Annotated in this window: 13 protein-coding genes; all 13 read right to left on the minus strand. The window is 40.0% G+C overall.

The window, feature by feature from the left end:
• Nucleotide 1: 1 nt before the first annotated feature.
• Nucleotides 2-1,030 carry a dTDP-glucose 4,6-dehydratase gene (rfbB, locus tag AC27FN_RS03800; protein ID WP_487166680.1) on the minus strand — a complete coding sequence of 343 codons (1,029 nt, stop codon included), beginning with the start codon at nucleotides 1,028-1,030 and terminating at the stop codon, nucleotides 2-4.
• Between the two features lie 511 nt (nucleotides 1,031-1,541).
• Entirely contained in the window at nucleotides 1,542-3,065 is a 1,524-nt protein-coding gene (locus AC27FN_RS03805; RefSeq protein WP_487166681.1) for a lipopolysaccharide biosynthesis protein, read from the minus strand.
• 29 nt (nucleotides 3,066-3,094) lie between these two features.
• A complete protein-coding gene (locus AC27FN_RS03810) occupies nucleotides 3,095-4,324 on the minus strand; it encodes a hypothetical protein (RefSeq protein ID WP_487166682.1) in 1,230 nt (409 codons plus the stop codon).
• A gap of 34 nt (nucleotides 4,325-4,358) precedes the next feature.
• On the minus strand, nucleotides 4,359-5,339 hold the full coding sequence (locus AC27FN_RS03815; RefSeq protein ID WP_487166683.1) for a glycosyltransferase family 2 protein: 981 nt from the start codon (nucleotides 5,337-5,339) through the stop codon (nucleotides 4,359-4,361).
• The gene (locus AC27FN_RS03820; protein WP_487166684.1) at nucleotides 5,329-6,306 is read right to left on the minus strand and encodes a hypothetical protein; all 978 of its coding nucleotides are present in this window, start codon (nucleotides 6,304-6,306) and stop codon (nucleotides 5,329-5,331) included. Before AC27FN_RS03820 ends, AC27FN_RS03815 begins: the two co-directional genes overlap by 11 nt.
• Nucleotides 6,299-7,441, minus strand: coding sequence for a glycosyltransferase (locus AC27FN_RS03825; RefSeq protein ID WP_487166685.1), 1,143 nt, complete (start codon nucleotides 7,439-7,441; stop codon nucleotides 6,299-6,301). The genes AC27FN_RS03820 and AC27FN_RS03825 overlap by 8 nt, the downstream gene beginning before the upstream one ends.
• A 69-nt stretch (nucleotides 7,442-7,510) precedes the next feature.
• Nucleotides 7,511-8,614: a glycosyltransferase family 1 protein gene (locus AC27FN_RS03830; RefSeq protein WP_487166686.1), complete on the minus strand. Its 1,104-nt coding sequence runs from the start codon at nucleotides 8,612-8,614 to the stop codon at nucleotides 7,511-7,513.
• On the minus strand, nucleotides 8,614-9,363 hold the full coding sequence (locus AC27FN_RS03835) for a glycosyltransferase family 2 protein (RefSeq protein ID WP_487166687.1): 750 nt from the start codon (nucleotides 9,361-9,363) through the stop codon (nucleotides 8,614-8,616). The genes AC27FN_RS03830 and AC27FN_RS03835 overlap by 1 nt, the downstream gene beginning before the upstream one ends.
• Nucleotides 9,364-9,392: 29 nt before the next feature.
• Nucleotides 9,393-10,055, minus strand: a complete 663-nt coding sequence (locus tag AC27FN_RS03840) for a sugar transferase (RefSeq protein ID WP_487166688.1) — start codon at nucleotides 10,053-10,055, stop codon at nucleotides 9,393-9,395.
• Nucleotides 10,056-10,070: 15 nt separating this feature from the next.
• Nucleotides 10,071-11,009, minus strand: coding sequence for an NAD-dependent epimerase/dehydratase family protein (locus AC27FN_RS03845; protein ID WP_487166689.1), 939 nt, complete (start codon nucleotides 11,007-11,009; stop codon nucleotides 10,071-10,073).
• Between the two features lie 347 nt (nucleotides 11,010-11,356).
• The gene (gene mprF / locus AC27FN_RS03850) at nucleotides 11,357-13,930 is read right to left on the minus strand and encodes a bifunctional lysylphosphatidylglycerol flippase/synthetase MprF (protein ID WP_487166690.1); all 2,574 of its coding nucleotides are present in this window, start codon (nucleotides 13,928-13,930) and stop codon (nucleotides 11,357-11,359) included.
• Nucleotides 13,931-14,100: 170 nt separating this feature from the next.
• Nucleotides 14,101-15,057, minus strand: coding sequence for a beta-galactosidase small subunit (locus AC27FN_RS03855; RefSeq protein ID WP_487166691.1), 957 nt, complete (start codon nucleotides 15,055-15,057; stop codon nucleotides 14,101-14,103).
• Nucleotides 15,038-16,936 (minus strand): glycoside hydrolase family 2 TIM barrel-domain containing protein, encoded by a 1,899-nt coding sequence (locus AC27FN_RS03860; RefSeq protein WP_487166692.1) that lies wholly within the window; start codon nucleotides 16,934-16,936, stop codon nucleotides 15,038-15,040. Before AC27FN_RS03860 ends, AC27FN_RS03855 begins: the two co-directional genes overlap by 20 nt.
• Nucleotides 16,937-16,981 lie beyond the last annotated feature (45 nt).

Genomic DNA, 16,981 nt, shown 5'->3' on the forward strand with positions numbered 1-16,981 from the left:
GTTACTGACCATTTTCCGCGTACTTCGCTTCAACAGCGACTTTATCCTTTTGCCACCAATCTTGATGGTCAGAATACCAATCGATGGTATTCTTCAAACCAGCACGAAAATCGGTGAACTGCGGTTGCCAACCAAGTTCTTCTCGTAACTTAGTTGAATCAATGGCGTAACGTAAATCATGTCCAGGACGATCTTTGACCTGGTCATAAGCGTCACTTGGCTGTCCCATCAATTCGAGGATCATCTCAAGGACCGTCTTATTGTCTTGTTCACCATCTGCACCAATCAGATAAGTTCCACCAATTTTACCCTTGGTCAAAATCAACCACACTGCAGCAGAATGGTCATTTGTATGAATCCAATCACGGCCGTTCTTACCACTTCCGTATAGCTTCGGCCGTTCGCCACTGAGAATATTAGTGATTTGGCGAGGAATGAATTTTTCAATAAATTGATAAGGGCCGTAGTTATTGGAACAGTTCGAAATTGTTGCTTGTAATCCAAATGAACGCACCCATGCTCGAACTAGCAGATCACTGCTAGCTTTTGAGGAAGAATATGGACTTGAGGGTTTGTAGCGAGACGTGGGTGTAAATTTCTCACCGACTCCTTCGCCATGGCCCGGCAAATCTTCACGAAGCGGCAAATCACCGTACACTTCATCCGTTGAGATATGGTGGAAACGTTTATTATATCTCCGCGCCGCCTCAATCAATGTGTAGGTTCCAATAATATTGGTTTGAATAAACGGTGATGGATCTTTAAGCGAATTATCATTGTGACTCTCCGCCGCATAATGCACGACAGCGTCTGCCTCTTTAACTAACTTATCCACGATAATTGGATCACAAATATCGCCAACCACCAGTTCAACACGATCACCTAGTAAATCAGCAATATTCTCCTTATTGCCAGCATAGGTTAACTTGTCCAGAACCGTAATCTCTGCTTCTGGATGATGATCATGAACATACCGCACAAAGTTTGAGCCGATGAACCCGGCGCCACCAGTAACTAAAATTTTCACCATAACTCCTTTAAATATAGTACTCTATCTTCACTATTCTAAACATTCGTCAAATACTCATTAAATCTAATAATGCCGATTAACTAAAAAGAAATAAAACACTATTTCGGTGTTTTATAAAAACACAACACCTTTTAAATCAATCGGGCCAACCATGGAAAAAGATAAAGGCCGCCTAAAGGAAAACAAGATTAAAAACATCTTTCACTACAGTAGTTAAATTCAGTAATGCCTGTACGCAAATCAATCCACCATCATCGCGTGGATCTCCTTCTAGTAGGCTTCCAAAAGTCAATTAGTCATTCAAAAACTTCTATTAAGAATAAGGACATTGATCACCACCAATTTATGATGATTTAAGCATAATAGCTAAGAAAACATAACCATAGACGATCATTTATATGCTGTTAACGTTCAAACGACCGCATTCTTCACACTCTACCAATGTGCTTTCAAAATTACAAAGAAGCACGTTTCAGTTTCACTCTCAACTTTGTTCATGATGAACTGGAAATTAATTTCTGTGAACCAACTGACATATTCTCTTATACAGCTGTAAAAATAACGGATTCTTAAAAAAGAATAAGCAGTAAGTCAAAGTAGCAACGAAAATACTAATTAAAAACAACATTATTTGTCCAAATAATGTTGTTTTAAATATAATTGTCTCAAACCAGTAAACCAAGCTAAACTCAATCACAAGAATCAAGAAAGGAATGCCAAATTTGCCATACGTTGACAGACTTAAACTTGGTATAATATGACGAAATACGGACAACGGTTCGTACCAAATAACAACGACAATAGTCGACAAAATAGTCCCTAGAATTATTCCTTCTATTCCAAGATGGAATAATTTTAAAAAACATAATGATAAAAACAAGTTTATAATTGCTTCAAATGGAGCTTTCCATTTTTGCGCCCATTGTAAACCAAACGAATCGGCAAACATCCAAGAGGGCGTTCTTATGAGCGTCAGCCAAAGATTAAATGATATTAGCCACGTTAGAAAAAGTGGAAAAACATTCTTTTCTCCTAACCAAATTCTAACAAAAGGAGTCACCAGGCCAAAAAAGAAAAAGAAAATAAAAGTTGATAAACTATATACGCTGAAGCTAATTTCCATAAATATTCTTCTGTTTTCAACTTCTGTACTTTCAACCCCCATCTGACCGATACTCGGAGTAATGGCTTTAGAAATTGTTTGCATAATTTGACTGATAGCCGCCGTTAGGACAGTATAGTTTGAATACATTCCAACAACGACTAGGTTAGTAAACATTGACAAAAGTATGTTGTCAGAACTAATCACGACCACGCTGCCAACTTTGTTTGAAACTCCACCAACCCCATTTCGCCAAAGAGTGCTCATTTGGTTAGTCGTCACGCTCGCTTCAACGCTGTTCAAAACCTCAGCATAATGTCGTTTAACAAATTCTGTGATAACAACATTGGTCATCACTGTCCCTAAAACCTGAATAATCATATAAACAACAGGATTAGGAAATACTAGTAGTTGAATAACTTGAATTAGATCAACCACGATTATAAAAGCGGAGGTAACACCACTGACCACATAACTCTGCTGATCAGCTATTAATAAGGATCTATTATATGTATTTAAATAACCAACGACAGCATTTAATACATAGAGAAAGTAAATTGTATAAACACCAGAAAGGTTAACCCTCGTTCCGATGATGTTTGGAATGAATGGAACGACTACAACTCCAATTAAACACACCAAAAATGCAATAAGCCTGTATACCTTTTTATAGAGTTTCAGTATTCCCTTAACAACAGGAAAGTTCTTTTCATGGAAAGGCTGATAAAACAGAAACACGAAAACTGTGTCTAAGCCTAAATCCGCTATTGAAATGACAGAAAGTAAGCTGGCATATACACTATTTAATCCTAAATATTCTCTACCGAGAAATCTAACAAAAAAAATTCTAACAACTAAAGATAAGATCAGTTGAATTGCATATCCGCCTGTAGAATATAAGACATTTCTAAAAGCTCTTTTGGTGTTTGACATTATTCAACCTCGATATCTACTTCCACAATTTACAGCCAAAACCATGTTATTCCATAAAAATTAGCATGAAGTGCGCTAATGTTGTAAAACAAATTCAAAATTAATACAAATGTCAATATTAATAGCGGAGCATGTGAAAATGGATCACTAGTAAATTTAGAAGTCGTGACGGCAATCAACAAAATGAACAATATTGGAACTAAAACAGCTAACCTCATGCCAAATGAAATAGAAATCAATGAGATAAGAAAGTAAATCTCAAAAATAGTAGAGAGCCTTTTTAAAGACTCTACTTTTTTTCTAAACAGTGGATTCATTTTCTGCTGTTTTAACAGCATCGAATTCATTGCAATTGCAACCAACCCAAGTGTGATCGCTAAAAAAAAGTGAACAAGTCGTTGGGGAGACAAGTAGTAGTCAAAAGTCGTTGATTGATATCCGTTAAGTCGATTAGAAATCATTCTGAGATAGCTATTATTACTTTGAAAGACATTCAAAAAAATCAATACCAAACCGGATGCAGAGGTTCCAATCAGTAAAACCCATTTGCTGAAAAAATTTTCCTGATTTAGGATGATATAGACTATGACAGGAATTACGAGAATCATCACACCTGGATGAATTAAAATTGGAATTATCAACCAAAATAAATGTGAATATCTCGTTGAAGCTGTCTTAATATCTGAAAAACAAGCATCAACAATGCAAAAGAGAGCTAAAGCACAGGCAAGTGAAAATCGCATACCACTGATTAATTCTAAATAACTCAGCCAAGTTACACTAGCTAAAAGAACAAGAATTTTTGCCAATCTTGTAACTTCAAATATCCTAGAAAATTTCCAAACAGTATAAAAAACTGCAGTAAATGTCACACCGGCAACTATAAAGGGGAGCGCTTCAACTTGTAACCAACGAGCAACAACGTACATTAGGCCAGTAAACAAGGGATAGTTCAAATAATCTGGAGCCCACATTCTCAACCAATATGTCAGACCACTTAGTGGAACATTTTGCATACCCTTCACAACAAAAAAGATTCGAGTAGCATCATCAGTAATTAAAGGTTGGAAAAAAAGTGCAGGGTACGCTAATGAAAAGCCTCCAATAAATGAGACCAGGATGGATTCCTTATTGAAGGCCAAAACTAAGACACTGCCTAAAAAAGAAATTATTGGTGAAACATAAAAGCTGAAAGAAAGCAACAAAAGTACCGTAAACTTCAAAAGAAACCTAGGGACAGTATTCTGCGCCTGAACCATTAAAAACCTCCTCGTGTTACCTGTAATGATCTATTTACCGAAAATACAGAAATCTCAGTAAGGTATTAAAAATAAGGTAGTAAAATGTTTTTAATCTCAAATATAAACCAATGCGTCTAGTTGAACCAAAGAATGAAAAAAGCATTCGGAGCAATTGATTAGCATTATTTGCAACTAGCCTTGAGCGAACAAATTTGATATTTAACGAAGAAACCCATAATGCCTGGATAAGCATTCGTTCATTATTAAGACAAACTATCTCTCTAGAAGCACCTATTTTATTTAATGAATTATCGACTAGCCGCAGTGATAGTAATTTATCACTAAGGTTAGTATACGTGATCGAATGTGTGATGCTGTCCTCACGCTGCACATAGTTATAGACAACTCGATTTAAATACAGAATACTGTGGATATTCTCATTTTCCAATAATTCAAAAACGAATGGCATATCTTCATAGTTCATTTGCCTAAATCGAAGTGTTCGTATCAATGACGTCCTAATAATTTTTGTCGGCAAATAACCTGCAACCGGATCCGTGCCTCCTCCGATTATTGCATGTATATAATCCGTTTTACTCAAAGAAATATAAAAGCTATCGTCCTTAAACAGATGTCTATTAAGCTCAGTTCCATCGTCATCAACCTGAGCATAACCAAAAGACAAAATATCCACGGATGTTTGCTCTAAAATCAAAAAGATATCTTTTAAATACACGCTGTTTATAAAATCATCACCATCATAAAAATAAGTATAAGTTCCGTTGACCTGACTTAAACCAATGTTTCTAGCTGCTGACAATCCCATATTTTCTTGCGTTATCAGCGTAATATTGGAAAACTGATTAGATAGTTTCTGACCGATCAACTCAGTATTATCTGTCGAGCCATCGTTGATTATGAAAATTTCAACTTTTTCATTATTCAAAAAAAGTGACAGACTTGCAACAGCCTTGTTTAAAAAAAGTTCAACATTATAAGCGGGTATAATGATCGATAATAATTTACTTTTCATATTTTGATTTTTTTGGAAAGTTCGTCTCGAGAAAATAGTTCACCTTGTTAAACGCCTCTTCATCGGCGCATCCATCATCGTTAATAACGACAACCTTTGACTTTTTTTTGATTTTTGGCATTTGATTTTGAAAATCACTAAGGGTAAAAAACTGTCCTTTTAAAAAGCCAGGAACAAAATTGCCATTCATATTTCTCAAATATCTTATTGCCCATTCGTTAATATCAGTAGGTTCGCGAAAGCGATGGTTCCAAGTGCTTGCAAAATTCTCAAAAAAAGTATTATAAGCCTGTTCAAAATCCATTTTTCTAAACGGCATTATCAAATGTTGATTGTAAAATCCCAAAAAACCTCCATAAGGCAAGGACAAAAATGTTCGCATATTTTGAATACCGTAATGATAGTTAAAAAATAATCCCAAGTGCTTCTTCATCACATTTCTCTTAGAGAAAAGCTGATTAATCAATGCCACTCCATTAGAAGAAATATGGAAAAAGCCATCGGACATCGGTACCGTTCCTGTCTCAATTAATGAATCAACAGGTAATCCATTCCTAAAGAAGTCCGTTCTTTTTGTGCGATTCATAACTAACGTCTCGTCATTAAAAACGATGAAGAAATCGCTCAACTCCTTTATATTACCAATACTCGTTAAAATAACGTTGGAATTAAAGGTGGGCAATGCTCCGACGATAAAATCAGAGTGGTCAACGATGATGACTTTTTCCTTATTAAGCCATGTTGGGACTTGGTGATCAGTAAGAAGAAAAATGCGACCTACCCAACTCATATTTTTATCAATAGATCTCAATACATATTTCAACGTTCCATAATCACGATATCGGTTACTTGTATTGTTTTCATCTTTTAAGATTTTTTTTGATTCGTTAAAATGTTGTCTTTTCCTCTTCCAATCTGAATCCTCCCCGTCTACCCAGGGAATTACGACGTCAATTTGCTTATCCATCTTTAATTGCCTCGTCAAACACTTCATAATATTTGTGTAAAACTTGTTCTAACTCAAATCTTTTAGATAGCGGCTCAATTTCTTGCCGCCGTTGGTTCAAGCTCTTAATACTTTCAGTGATTTTCATGGCCAGATCGGACTCTGTAACTTCAGTTGGAATCATCACTTCGGACAAGCTGTCTAGGATCTCTTTGCTTCCAACGTTTTCAGTTGCAATAACCGGAGTTCCTAGGATAAGGCTTTCAATTATTGAAGTTGGATAACTCTCCACCAATGAAGTAGAAATGAACATCTGACTATTTTTTACGTATGGCGTCGGATTTTTTTTAAATCCAAGAAAGTATAGTCCTTCATTTTGACCAAATTGTGATTTCAGATTGTTCAATTCTCTTCCATCACCAATAATCGTCAACGACAGAAGGCGATTATTTTTTCGAGCTTGTAAAAAGCCCTTAATTAATAAATCAACTCTCTTTATTGGGTCCATCCTTCCTACCGTTATTAATCGAATCGTTCCCGCTGTTTTTGATTTCCATTCGATAAATTCAGTATTTAGTATATTAGCTTGCTCTCGAATGCGTTCCGTATCAACTGGGTTTGGAAGAATTGCTGTAGGCCATAAAAAATCAGAACCAAATCTCCTTTTAAAGGATGCTTCTCCTCCACGAGATACAAAAATTATTTTTTGAAATTGCTCGTATGCCTTCTTTTGGGCATCCATATTCCTAAAAAAAATATCGGTCCAAGGATTAGAACTGAGATCCGTATGTACCCAAGCAATTTTGGGCCCATCTAATACGGACGAAATTTCTGTAGCAATTCCCTCCAAATATGCAACGGTCAAGTCTGCTGTACCTAACCGTCTTTGAATTATCTGTCTTGCAAGCAAAGGGCAATATTTCAAAGCCTTAAAAAAAGAAGATCGTACAACCTTGGAAAAAAAGCCCTTCTCCAAAGGGACTATGTTCTTAATTGATACATCTTCAGGAACCTCATCTAAAAGTTGTCCTTCCTCAGTATGTAAAACTAAATCAACAGAATAGCTATTTCGATCATAGTTTTTCAAAAAATCAATAAGTGTTTTTTCTGCTCCACCGAATTTTAAATTTTGTATAACAATTCTAATTTTTTTCACTCTGCTTATCCTCGAAAAATAAAAGCGCAGCACGTCCATTCGTTTTCCAAATATTAATTACTCTATTGCTCATTTCTTACGACTACTTTTTTTGTAAAGAGTCATTAATTTTTTTGCGGCCACTTTATTATCGTAAAAAGACAATCTCGAAGTAGTTTTTACTATTTGTTTGCTTTTGAAAATTTCTGCTATCCAAAAGCGAAATGAATCTGATGATATAGGCAAAAAAAGACACTCATTTGTTAATTTAATTTCAGAAGAAATGTTTTGAGAGAAAATAGATTTCAATCCTGAAGCCTGTGCTTCAATACCTACAGTTGGTAAACCTTCATACAATGACGGTAACAAAAATACATCGCTCACGCTTAACAATTGATCAATATCGGTTCTTTCACCTAAAAAGACAATAGTATCCTCTAACCCTTTAGCCCTTGAAAGGCTTTCCAATTCGTCCAACAAGCTACCTGTTCCGACAATAAATAATTTAAAGCCGCTTTTTTGTCGCTGACTCATTGAATCTACAAGATCAATTAAAAAAGTCTGGTTTTTCTGTTTTTCCAGCCTTCCGATGTTAATCCCAACAACAGTGCTTTCCTCAATGCCCATCTTTTCTCTGTTGCCTTTGCGATACCGTTTAGCATCTACGAATTTAGCCAAATCAATACCATTAGGGACAATTAAAAATTGCTTGCCTAGGAACAAGCTATTTCCTGCGTCTTCACTTACAGCGACTAGATCCGTTGCAGTGATAATAAGTAATCTCTTTAGAAAAAAAGCTAATAATAAATGTGTCCGTGTGAAGCCCTTTCCATCTGACGTTGCATGACTCACTGCAACTCGCGTTCTGACACCACAAATAAGGGCTAGAAGTAAATTAATACCACCGCCAAAATAAATCTCATTTTCTACTGCAAAAAAGTTTTTAGTCCGAAGCAATCTAAAAAGTTCGCGAATGTATTTGAAAAAATGTCGATTGGGGTCCGGTAAAACAAAAATTTTGCCACCCATTTTCTTAATTTCATCATTATACGGAGTGACGTCCCTGTACGTATCATATATGACGAAATCAAACACAAATTCGGACAAATCAACGGTTCTAAAAATATTCATCATAAAAGATTCGGCCCCACCTAAACCCATCCTTCCTTGAAAATGAAGAATTCTTTTAACCATCAGATTTTCCTTTCGATTTGAGAAATCAAATACTTTGTAAAGTAATAACTTGCCTTCAAACAGCCAAATCCTAAAAAATTATAAAAAATCTGGAAAGTCCATTTTGCGGCCTTTATTTTATTTGAAGTTTTTGACTGATGCAACAAGTAATCAGCAAGCGGTTCGGTAGAAAAACGAAAAAAAGTCACATTATGGTCTCGTGCTAAACTAAGCCACAGCGCGTAATCTTCGTGATCAATTTTCGGAAAATTTATCCATTTTTTTAGAACAACTTTTGTATCTAAAATGACCGTGAGCATTCCAATAGGATTTCCACTCAACAAATCATTGAATTTATACTTCGAATATTTTGAAGTAACGATTGCGATTGAACGGCCATTACGTATCTTACGATAAGTGCCGAAGGAAGCCGAAACTGCATTCTTTTTCATGAAACGAAGTTGTTTTTCTAATTTTTTTTTATCCCAGCGATCATCACTATCTAAAAAAGCGATGTAACGTCCTGAACTATTTTTGATGCCAATATTTCTAGAATCAGAAATCCCTAAATTGCGTTGTAAATTAACTATCTTCACACGCTCATTGGCTACATATTTACTCAATAGCATTGCCGTATCATCAGTTGACCCATCGTTTACAACAATCAATTCAAGATTAGAATAACTTTGCCGTAGAACAGAATCAATAGACTGATTGACTGTATCAACAGCATTGTACACCGGCATAACAACAGAAACCAAATCTATCATTATTTAGTCACACCAAGCCCTTCGAAAATTCATCTAGCACCATCTCCAGTTAATATGACTCTTAAAGTTCCGAACATAATGCGAAAATCCATTTGATAACTCACATGCTCAATATAGTAATTATCAAGTTCAGCCTTTTTTTCAGGACTTAGTTCGTATCCTCCGTGAATTTGCGCATAACCGCTTAGTCCAGGCAGAACTCGAAGTCGTTGTTCGAACCTAGGACACTCCTCACTAAAAGTTTGAGTCATTAAAGGTCGTTCAGGTCTCGGCCCAATGAAACTCATTTCACCCTTAAGTACATTCCAAATTTGTGGTAATTCATCAATTCGCGTCTTTCGAATGAACTTTCCTACAGTAGTGACACGCGGATCATTTTTCTGGGCCCACATAGCACCAGATTTCAATTCGGCATCATTACTCATTGACCTAAGCTTAGTGATTTTAATAACCTTTCCCATGTATCCGACCCTTTTTTGGGAGTAAAATACGCCCCCCTTTGATGTAAGCCCAACTAATAAACCAAAGAGAAGTACAATGGGCAGCGCAAACAAACCAAGAATAAGTGCAAAAACAAAATCAAATAGTCGCTTTACATGAATGTATTCACCACTAACGGGTGAACCAATTTTTTCAACAAAAGGCAAATCATAAGTACCATCATCTCTTTCGACAACATGTGTTACTTCCATAGTCTCTCCTCCATATCAATTGAGATTAATATATTGCCAATACCTCGTTAATCCTTCTGAAACAGAAATTTTGGGCATGTATCCTAATTCTTTCAGCTTATCAACACTAGCCACTGATATTTTTATATCACCTGTCCTAGCATCCTGTATTGAGACATTAATATCTGTCTGCGCAATCTTCTGGTATGTTCTCACTATTTGATTTAATGAAGTTTCATGGCCGGTTGCAATATTGAAGACATCACCGACAACAGTACTTCCAAAAGTTAGTAATTCAAGCGCATCTAAAACATCACTTATATATACAAAGTCACGAGATTGCTCACCATCACCAAAAATCTTGAATTCGGTCCCTTTTTGTAGTGCCTCAGTTAGGATCGAAATTACGCCTGAATATGGCGACTTAGGATTTTGCCGTGGACCGTAAACGTTAAAGAAGCGAACTGTGACAAAGTTCAACTTGTATAAATTCGCATAGGTAACCAAATAGCGCTCAGTAGCAAATTTATCGATCGCGTAGGGCGTAATTGGAGAAACTTTAGATAACTCACGTTTTGGTAATTCCGGATCATTGCCATAGACAGCCGCTGACGAGGAAAAAAGAACCTTTTTAGGTTTCAAACCATTAGTTCGTATCGCTTCTAATATGTATATGTTAGCCTCTTGATTAACTTCATGTGTATAAAGTGGGCGTTCAATCGAATCAGCAACGCTGGCCACAGCCGCCAACAAGAAAATATACTCAAACTCATTGTCGATAAGTAGTTTTTCCATAAAGTCATGATCAGTAATTGAATGTTCGTGAAAAGTAACTTGTTTAGAGACTGGAATATTTTCTTTAAGACCCATTGAAAGATCATCGACAATGGTAATTTGATGACCTTCACCAACTAATCGTTCAGCTAAGTTAGAACCAATAAAACCGGCTCCTCCTGTAATTAAAACTTTGCTCATTTTTATGCGTTCTCCTTCAGCACTATAACTATCAAAAGTTAACTAGATTTAAGTATAAGCCAGAAGTCCTTAATTATGGGCATTGTTACAATATTGAAATGAATTCATCATCAACCTACTCTATTTGCCGAATCAAATATTCTTTAGCTTAAATAATGTGAATAAGTTTTGCCTTAAGGCAGTGAAAAGCTAACCAGTCTTGTATTACTATCTCACTGCGCTTTGAAATCGTATACATTTGCCACCAGCAATTTATATCCCAATATAAAAAAGCTTACTAACAGTTTCTTAATAAAAAGAAATCGATAGTAAGTTTTACAAAAACATTTCATTTGAGTATAACCATTTTATTTCCGCCTAAAGATCAGCACCCGCTTCTCCCCATTATTCCGCTTCGCGTTTACCACGGCCGTGATCTGCATCATGGTAAAGACCAGTGAGCTGCGCCGGCGATAAGCGATGTACTTTCCATGCCAGGAGGTGACGTATTTTTCTTTGTAGTTACGCAACCCTTGGAATCCGTAGAACCGGTAGCCGTATTCATAGATCAGGTGGGCGATGCGTTCTTCAATAAAGCTAAAGCGTGACACGCCGACGTTAGCTAATGGAGTCATCCCCATATTGAAGTCCTTAAAACCTTGGGCGGCATTTAACTGTAAAAGGTGAATGAACATGACATCCATGGTGCCAGACGGCGCGTCTTTGCCATAGCGCATCAAATCGATCGAGGCGACATCGGTATGAGTGGGCATGTTGGTTGTAAAGGCGATGATGTGCCCATCCTGATTACGCATGACGTAGATTGACGCTTGGTTGAGATAGTAGTCATCAAAGAAGCCCAGTGAAAAGCCGCTTTCATTTTGACCATCAAGCCACGCATCAGAAATTTGCCGTAATTCTGCCAAAGTAGCCTCACTAAATGGTGGCTGTAGCTCCTCAAAGGTAATCCCGTCGCGATCGAATTTACTCATCAGGTTGCGATCAGTTTTGCGTTTCTTACCATCCATACTAAATGATGGCAAATCGACGAAGCCTTCTTCACCAAATTTGAAGAAGTCGTACCCTTTTTCATGGAGGCTCATCGTCATGTCTTCATCGATCTCATAAAAGACAATCGAATACCCCTCCTTATCAGCGACATCCAAAAAATCATCAATCGCCGCATCGCGGTAAGCTGGATCCCCGACCGGCTCGCCCATCACAATTAAGCGATCGGCCTTTTTTTGATACATAAAGAACACTTTGTCTTCGCCGTCCACTTGATAGAAGTACAGTAGTTTATCCTTAAGATAGGCCAGATGGCTAACTTCATTCCCACCGTATGTTTGAATGACATGATCAACGCGCGTCGCGTCAAAGGGGGTTGTGAAGATCGACGACTTGCCATTGTGGAGATACCAGTACACAATCACCAGAATCACCATCGCGATAGCGATCGCCGTTAAACCACTAAACCAAACCCGTTCGGTCGGAAATAGCGCCGCACGCGGGACATGATGGAGCCGTTGATAGTTCGGCGTGTTGTACACCCCAACAACAATGTATGTGATAAAGATCCCGACAAAGCTGAGTCCATCGACCAAGATGGCGCCCCAGGAATATTCGAAATGTTCCCGATAAAATTCCTTATGCGACAGCCACAAAGCAAACAGTACGGCCACTAAAAAGACCGAAATTTTAATGGACGGATCTTTCCATAAGGTATTGAGGGTCGCCATGATCAACACAATCGTGGTCGGCCAGAACGCCCGTTTAACCCGGGAACTGACTCCTCGTGCTAAGCCAATCAGGAGAAAACCCATGATGATGTTCGTCGCTTGATTAGCAAAGTAGACGACGTAGCCGTAAAAGGCCCCATAAATCTTGTTATATTCCTGCAGATGGGGAAAGGTCGAAACCAAGATAATCATCACGCCTGAGAACCATAAAAATAGGGTTAAGAAAACATGGGCTACTCGACGGAAAAGCTGCAGTGGTAGACCCTCAAACGCCTTATTAAAGCGGCTACCAGCATCGTTAACAAAGAATACTACCCCGACCAAAAATGGCAGGATGTAGTAAAAAATCCGGTATAACAGCAACCACACAAGCGCATCAGCTTTACCGACCCCAATAAAGCCCAGACCGGTAATCATGAAGGTATCAAAAGAACCGATTCCACCAGGTATCATCGACACAACCCCGGCCACCGAAGCGACCGCAAACATCGGCACCACAGCCGCAAAATCGACCTTAATCCCCATCAAATAGCCAATAAAGACAAAGAACAATGTACAACTCAGCCATTCAAAACTCGATCCAGTCATTAGTGAAAGTTGGCGGCGCCAGGTTAGATCATTGAAGAATTCAGAGTCGGTAAACCGGGTGGTCAATAAGACGACGGGAAAGTACAGTGCTCCACCGACGAGCCAAATCCAATAACGAGCAAAGATGGTCCCAACGCCCAAGAAAAACACTTGAAAAAGCGCCAGCCAACAGACTAGTGACAGACCAGTCAATAAAAAGAGCGCAATCTTGGAAATTGCAAAGAGAATTTCTTTGCGTGTGGCCCCTTTACTATAGAAGTTGGCTCGCAGACTGGCCCCTAGCAGTCCGCCGAAGCCAGCGATGTTCGTGAAAGTGTTAACGGTCCAGCCAGAGCGAATCACATAGCCCCGCTTAAACGTCCCGGGGAGAAATTTCACAATATTAAAATCGTAATTTAACATTGGCGTGACTGCAATAAAGCCGACCACCAGCATCGCAAATAAGCTGGTCATCGATTGATTAGCAAAGATCGCGGCCACTTGTGCACCGCTAATCTGTTGCAGATCCCGACCGACCTCATGGACGACGTACAGTAACACCGAAAAAACAAAAAGTAATCGTAAAAGCAGCATGTGGCGATTAATGGCCGCCCACGCGTTGCGCAAAATTTGCATCTGGTTTCTCTCTCCCTAACGCTGGACACTTGATCCCGCTGAAATGTTGCTTTTAGTGTACCATGTTCGACGCTAACGGTTGGGATCTGGCCTCCCTGATTTTAGATAAACATCATAAGTTGGCCAGCTTCGCATAAAAAAGCAGCTGACACTTGCAGCTGCTTTTTAGACTATTCAGGTCCCATCACAAAGTCACATTCATGATCCATCGTCGCATCGATATGATACGGCGCGGCGACATCTGCGCCCCAACTGTCGATGCCACCCACGCCGCGAACAGCACCGAATAGACTCAGCACGGTGCGCCGTGGGGTTGGTAATTCTTCAATGTGCGTCGCGTTTTCTAACTCGAACGGGGTGTATGGTAAGCAACTAAAGGCGAAGGTTGGTGTCCCGACCACGCTGAGTGAAAACGACGCGGTGTCAGGATCCGCGTTATTTAACGTTTGTTGGCGAGTGACGGTCAGTTGTTTGGTGTCCATGTGCATCCCCATCTCTTGTGGAACCAGATAAGGTGTTATTGGTAAACCATCCACATGGTAGGTGCCATTTTCACCACCAGCCATGCGGTCCGGATAAGTTTCTCCAGATAGCCCGGTGTAATCGAAACTGCTGGCAACGGTGGGCATTGTTAGCCGTAAGCCAAACGCGGGTAATTCCGGCAAATTCGCCTGACCAACGAAGTGTTCATGAATCGCTAACGTGCCGTCTGCGCGAACCGTGTACGCAATCGACACCGTCGTGCTAGGTACAGTTGTCGTTTGATAGGTAAAGGTGACGATCACTGATGACGCCAGCTCGTGATTTGAAAACCGATTATTTTCTGGCGCCAGCGGTAATCCCAGATCAACACCGTCCACTTGGACGTTAATCGCCACACAAGGTGAAAACAAATCGGCACCTAGCCACATGGCCGACCGTTCAGAAAAATGGTTGCCGCGATCATTGTCCGTGGTTGCCCGCCAAAAAGCTGGCCGAACCACTCGATACAGCCATTCTTTACCGTCGATGGCGAGTGATTCTAAACCACCTCGATCGTAACTAAAACCATAATAAACATGGGGGCCATGGATGCCTAACACGCCATCACCATATATCACGCGTAGATTATTTGTCGTATTTGCCATAGTAGTAGGCCACCTCCTGCAAAGCTGGTTTTGGTGTGCGATCGGCGAACATCACGCCATCACCGGAAAACTCATAATCTGAGTGGCGATCGTCAAAATCCCCGCCGTAGCGGAGCGCCGGTTGACCGGTCACTTCATCGTTCACCCACAAGGCTTGATCGATAAAGTCCCAGATAAACCCGCCGGCATAACTAGGGAACTCATCTAATAAGGCCATGTAATCACCAAGACCGCCGAGCGAGTTACCCATATCATGCATGTACTCGCAATCTAAGAACGGCTTAGTGGGCGCTTCCGTCAAGTATTGACGAATCTCACCAGGAGCAGCATACATGCGACTTTCCACGTCAGAAATTTGTTGTTCATACGCGCGATTACGGATGACCCCTTCATAATGAGTCAGCCGACTGGGATCAACCGTCTTATAGTAGGCATTCATCGCGGCAATATCATCACCGGCGTATGACTCATTACCTAATGACCAGAATAAAATCGCCGGGTGATTTTTAAACGTTTCATAGTTGTTAACAGCGCGGTCTAACACCGCGGCCCGCCATTGTGGCAATGATCCAGGCACATTGACAGAGGGTTCAACAGCACCGAGTTTTTGCCAAGTCCCGTGCGTTTCTAAATTATTTTCCGCCATCATGTAAATCCCGGCTTGGTCACACAAATAATACCAGGGAATCTGATCGGGATAATGACATGTTCGCACCGCATTGATGTGTGCCTGCGCGAAGGTTTGCAAGTCGGCTTTCATGTCGGCTATTGAGATCACCCGTCCGTGATCGGCATTCCACTCGTGGCGGTTGACGCCGTTTAAAATCAACCGCTGACCATTGAGTAAAATTACATTGTCTTTAATTTCAATGCGACGAAAACCAACGCTTGCTGGCACTATTTCGACTACGTGCCCAGCGACATCCGTGATAGTTAAGACAAGCTGATACAGATATGGATCATGGTGATCCCAACGATGGACTTGTGGTAAGGTCACTTGATCAAAGGTCACCGTCGCATCGGTTGACTTAACTGCCTGTTGTTGAGTGGCGATCGTTGCCCCGGTGGCATCGAGCAACCGTAATTCAATTTGTTGACCAGCTTGGCGTTCACCGCTTAAGGCCGCTTTAACCGTTAACTGGCCCGTTTCAAAATCATCGCTGAGGGTCGGTTTAATCGTTAAATCCTCTAAATGAACTTTAGGGCGGCTGACTAACCGAACACTTCGAAAGATCCCCGAAAATCGAAACATATCCTGATCTTCTAAAAACGAAGCCGTACTCAGCTTAAACACGGCCACGGCTAACAGATTATCGCGTGATTTAACATACGGCGTTAAATCAAATTCCGACCGGGAAAAACTATCTTCCGCATAACCGATAAAATGCCCATTAAGCCACACGTACATCGCCGTTTGCACACCATCAAACTGGATAGCAACGCGCTGATGAGCCCACTGCTCCGGTAAATCAAAGTGCGTCACGTAAGCGCCCATAGAATTGTCCGGCGCTTGGCTGAACATGCCAGCTTCTGCATTTTGACCCAGGGTATAGGCCGCCCGGCGATATGCTTTGCCTTCCCACGGATATAACGTGTTGATGTACTGAATCTGCGCATCATTGTGCAATTCGATATGTCCGGGAACCTCAATCGTGGTGAAATCGTGCCGATCGGCCTCTGGTTGGTAAAAATGTTGGGGTCGCGCTTGCGGATTGGGCGCAAACTTAAAATCCCATTTTCCATCCAGTGACTGTGTTAACGAACTAGTTTTGTCGTTCATTTCTTGTTCATTAATATAGAAGAAATGATCACTATGTGCTGGCAATGTACCGACCCGAAAGACCTGCGGATCATCCAACCAGCTGAGTTGTGGTTCCATCGGTTAACCTCCATGATTCTTGTATTGGTGAATTTAGAAAGCGGT

The sequence above is a fragment of the Furfurilactobacillus sp. W61-4 genome, assembly GCF_057545565.1.